Origin of the sequence: Pseudoalteromonas sp. UBA2102, assembly GCF_002331165.1 — a bacterium.
Lineage (GTDB): Bacteria > Pseudomonadota > Gammaproteobacteria > Enterobacterales > Alteromonadaceae > Pseudoalteromonas > Pseudoalteromonas atlantica.
On record NZ_DCYU01000040.1, the window covers coordinates 1 to 4,580 of the forward strand.

4 protein-coding genes and 1 pseudogene are annotated in these 4,580 nt (G+C 41.8%); 2 read left to right on the forward strand and 3 right to left on the reverse strand.

The window, feature by feature from the left end; genetic code table 11:
* A pseudogene (locus B2R65_RS04945) lies at positions 1-190 on the forward strand (GFA family protein); the annotation flags it as partial.
* Between the two features lie 65 nt (positions 191-255).
* Here B2R65_RS04945 and B2R65_RS04950 read toward each other — a convergent pair.
* Positions 256-1,272, reverse strand: coding sequence for a substrate-binding domain-containing protein (locus B2R65_RS04950; RefSeq protein WP_286741395.1), 1,017 nt, complete (start codon positions 1,270-1,272; stop codon positions 256-258).
* A 170-nt stretch (positions 1,273-1,442) separates the two neighbouring features.
* Between B2R65_RS04950 and B2R65_RS04955 the strand changes: the two genes are divergently transcribed.
* Positions 1,443-1,916: a VOC family protein gene (locus B2R65_RS04955; protein ID WP_004588872.1), complete on the forward strand. Its 474-nt coding sequence runs from the start codon at positions 1,443-1,445 to the stop codon at positions 1,914-1,916.
* A gap of 31 nt (positions 1,917-1,947) precedes the next feature.
* Here B2R65_RS04955 and B2R65_RS04960 read toward each other — a convergent pair whose 3' ends face one another.
* Positions 1,948-2,715 carry a DUF6515 family protein gene (locus B2R65_RS04960; protein WP_004588873.1) on the reverse strand — a complete coding sequence of 256 codons (768 nt, stop codon included), beginning with the start codon at positions 2,713-2,715 and terminating at the stop codon, positions 1,948-1,950.
* A gap of 435 nt (positions 2,716-3,150) precedes the next feature.
* Entirely contained in the window at positions 3,151-4,455 is a 1,305-nt protein-coding gene (locus B2R65_RS04965) for a YHYH protein (RefSeq protein ID WP_286741398.1), read from the reverse strand.
* Positions 4,456-4,580 lie beyond the last annotated feature (125 nt).

Here is a 4,580-nt window from a genome sequence, read left to right on the forward strand (position 1 = left end):
TGAGCAAGTTCATCCCTTTGCTGGCGCAATAGACAGCGAATTACCCGTACCGCCAGAGCACACCCACTTAATGCTTGCTAGTAAGGCCAATTGGGTCACCCCGCATATTCAAAAGAACGATAAACAGTTTGATGAATACCCCGATGAAAGCATTGCAGCGTGGCACCAACGTTTAAACTTAGAGCAATAATACGCTGGCTAAAGTGCACTGCATCGTACTTAAAAGGGCATACCCCCAGTTAACAGGGTAAAATTTTAATGATTAACAGTGCACTGTGAGGCGTTACTTTGTGTACAGTAATGAAAGTCGGTGTAATAGTGAGATTGCGCAGGCTTTTTATTATATAAAATGTAGTCGTGCATTAACTTGGTGCTCAAGCGGCCCATTTCAAAAGGGTTTTGCCCTATGTTAGCCGAAGAGAGGCCCCTGCTTAACACATTGAGCTGTATTTCTTCTGTATCGGCAGAAACAATAATAATGTCTTTTTCGGCAATACGTTGCTTAAAAGGCGCTAAGGCATTTACGTAATGAGGGTTAAATTGTGCAAACCCCGCCACAGCTAAAAAAATGGGTGGGTTGTCCATTTTTAATAAATGCATTAACTGCTTTAGTGACTCTTCGCGCTTACCTAAACTAAATAAGGGGCAGCGACTATGTTCGCGCCAGCCGTTTTTACCTGATAGGTGCGCTGTCGCTTGATCAGACAGCGCGTACCTAACCCCAGCAATACGCTTGTTTAAATTAGGGGTTGTATGGTGCCCCGACTGCATGCAAAGCGTATTATTTACTTTGTTGGTCAGTTTTTTTACTTGCTCGCCTAAGGCAACGCCAAAGTCGAAGTTGTTACTGCCTACGTAGGCTAGGCGGTACTGTTGGTGTTTTTCTAGCAGGTCAGAATCAAACGTTATAACAGGAATGTTTTTGCTTTTAAGCGCCATTAATGAACGAGTGACCAAATGCTGAGAGTCGGTTGTTGCTACGATTAACCCATCTATTTTTTGGTCAACTAACCTATTAATGACCATAGATTGGCTACGAATATCTTGAAAGTCTTTTGGTCCATCGTACTTGCATTCTATTTCAGGGTGCTCACTACTAAAGTGCAAACAGCCTTTGAAGGCTTGCTGATAAAAAGAGTCGTTTTTTGTTTTACCTACAATGGCAATCACAACTTTAGCCACGCTTTGGTGGGCAAATAAAGCACACCAGCTTAAAACTAAAAACTTCAGAACTTTATACTTTTTAGCGGCGAGGCTAATTTTAGCTAACATTATAAAAGTCCTAAGCAAATAAAAGTAAGATATATATTACAGCTAGTATAGTTATTGACCACAAATTGGCTAATTTAATTATAGTGACTTAAATGAGTTAACACGTTGAAAGAAGTGTTTTTAACCTATAGGCTAAATACATACACCCATAAAAAATAATGGAGAGCGTTATGACTGTTTCAGCAATTCCCAAAGGGTTTAGTTCGGTAACACCGTACTTAATTATAGAAGGTGCTCAGCAAGCTATTTGTTTTTATCGTGATGCATTTAATGCGCAGTTAGTAATGCAAATGCCGCTGCCAGAGGGCGGTATAGCCCATGCTGAAATTATAATTGGCGACTCCCACATTATGATTTCGGACTCATGCCCGGACGAGTCATTTAAAAGCCCCAATGCACTTGGTGGCACACCGGTAAGTTTAATGCTTTACGTAGAAGATGTAGATAGCGTATTTAAAAAGGCAATTGAACTTGGCGCTACAGAAGTACGCCCAGTGCACGACCAGTTTTACGGTGATAGAGCCGGCACCCTACAAGACCCATTCGGGCATATTTGGACCATAGGCACCCATAAAGAAGATTTAAGTGAGCAAGAAATTAACCAACGAATGGCCGACTTAATGTCAAAAGAGCAAGATGCATAAAGCAGCTTGCCCTGCGTTTGAGCTAAATTGTTTACCCTAAATTTATCGCTAAATATTTTATTTCGTCACCGTTTATTTGCGGTAAAAAATAAATATCTTGGTACTTAAAATATTGTTGATCGTTAATCGTGACTGCCTCTGCCGAAATAGGGAGGGTGTCGTAGGTTTGCCCTAAATCATAATTTTTAGCACTGCCTACCTTAATAGCCTGATTAACCACTATTTTAGGCTCATCAACTACTCTATAACCATTATTATCTGCCACGTAATATACATTTTGGTAGGTATAGTAAGTGGTATTATGGCGTTTAAAGTGTGAATAATGCCTTGGTAGTGAGCGTATTCTTAAGCCTCTTGGTGGCTTAACTACGTGGTAGCCTCTTTTTGCTTTTCTGTAGTAAATACCATCACTAAATGTAAACGTAATGCCATTAAATCTGATTGAAGCACTATTGCGCGGTAAATGATTAAAATAATGCCCAGGCCGGTAGGTCACTACGTTGTGGCGATTATGTTTAAAATAATTACGAGTGCGTTGCTGCTGTTTGTAATGGGCAACTTTGCGCTTTTGCTCTTTGCGGTGCTCGCGTTTGGCTTGTTTGCGCTCTTTACGGTCGTTTTTTTTATATTCTATACGCTGTTTTTTGTCATCGCGGCGCTCATCTCGTTTGTATTCGATGCGTTTTGCGCGCTCATTATTAAAACTTTTTGCGTGTTCTCGCTCATTGGGTGCTGCATATGCAGCGCCAGATACTGCACTTATGGCAAGTAGAGCAGGGAGTAATTGAGTCAGTTTCATACTAGTGCCTCGTGTATGTTGTTACATAACTGGGTTCAATACTAGCGCTTTAAACTGAATGGTAACTGACATGTAACCGATAACAGGGGCGTGTTTACAGCTTTTTACTAACGTTTACTGTTCTTGACACAAGCCAACGTTTTCTCACATTTTTGACGATTTTAGGAACTTTTATAGGCTATAAGTTGCGTAACTAATTGTTACGGCAAGTGCTTTTAACACTTGACGTAATTTATAATTAGCCTGAATTTGGATAATAAATCTATCTCGGGCAGCTATTTTCAGTGCAAACCGCGTTTAACTTACTTGCAATAGGCCAGCGATTGACGCGTAAATTTGCCTTATTTTCACTGAAAGTTTCTGGTTAGAGAAAATAAACTTAAATATCACCATGGTTCAATATGTTAGTAAATCTCTAACCAGAGTTCAGGTTAATTAGCGTTTAGGTTTTTCTGGTAAGGCGGCTTTTAGCTGCTCCGGTGTTACGTTAAGTGCCTTTGCTACAACCGTTAAATCGGCATTAGGGCCGCCGGCTTTTTGCATTGCTTGCATAAGCATTTCTTCGCTAATACCTAGTTTGTTAGCAGCGTCAGCAAACCCCGGTGGCGACATGCCGCCGTTAGGACCACCTGCTTTTGGAGCGCCGCCACCAGGTGGTTCATGGCGAGTTATTTTAGTGCCTTCAGGTGGCTTAGCGCCTACACCCGCTTGTGCTGTGGTCGTAAAATTATTTTGTGCAACCACGCCTTTTAAGCACTTAGGTAAGTTAGGGAATGTATTACTTGCATGGTAGTGGTAAGTAACTATGCCGCTTTCGCCTGCGGGGCCTGCGGGGCCTGTGTGGCCATTACAGCTATCAAGCTCGGTTGGGGATGTACCATCAATTTCTTGGCTTCCGTAAATTGGGTAGCCATCAAAGCCATAACCAAACAGGGCGCTTGGCTTTTGCGCTAAATTATTACAGTTGGCGTTTACATGTTCGTGTTTATATACGCTGTCTATATCACTGGCGGTGCCGTGGTAGTGGTACCAACCGCCCGGATCAATATGGCCTGCGCAGGTATCAAGCGCGGGTAAATGACCAGTATGTTGCACACTTGGCGCATCCGAAAAAATAGGCACACCCGCAAGCGCTATACCCACTTTAGATACAGTGCCCAGCGCTGTTGATTGCTCAGACATAACAGGGTGCAGTGGTAAAAGGGCGGTAATTTCTACGCTTTTATCTACCGATACATTAATACATGCATGATCAACTGTTGGGCGAATGGTCGCGTTATCAACAATATGCACGTTGCCGTCTTCATCGTAAAAGGTAAAACCTTGCTCGTTAAGCATGGTTAAAAATGCTTTATCTAACCTATATAGCCCCGCATCGGTGCCATCCCAATCCCAAATTCCGCCTACGTCGTCGAGTGTTTCTGGGCAAAAAGGGCCGACTTCAATGTTGTCGGGCTGATATTTTAAAACCACTTGAGCACACTGAGTTTGTAGGCCGTTTTCAAGCGTACACTCTACAGTTTGTGGCAGCTTTACCATGGCTTTAATATTAAAATCATCGGTATTAATAAGCGTGTTTTTAGCGCTTTTAGCTTCTGGGGAGGCAGGTGTACTTTCGCTTTTTATCTGCTCGCCACATGCAGTTAAAAGTACCGTGGCACTAAGCAGGAAAAATGCGAGCTTAGTCTTTGTAGTGTTAACGCTAGGCGCTTTTAAACGACTTCGTTTAATTGTTCTCATACTTACCCCAAAACGATTTATATACGTAGGTTTTAGTATGGCAATAAATTGTGCAAATAAAATGAAAGTTTTAAAAGAGTTATTGATATGTTTGAGGTGCATGGCTAGCTTTTAATTAACATTAT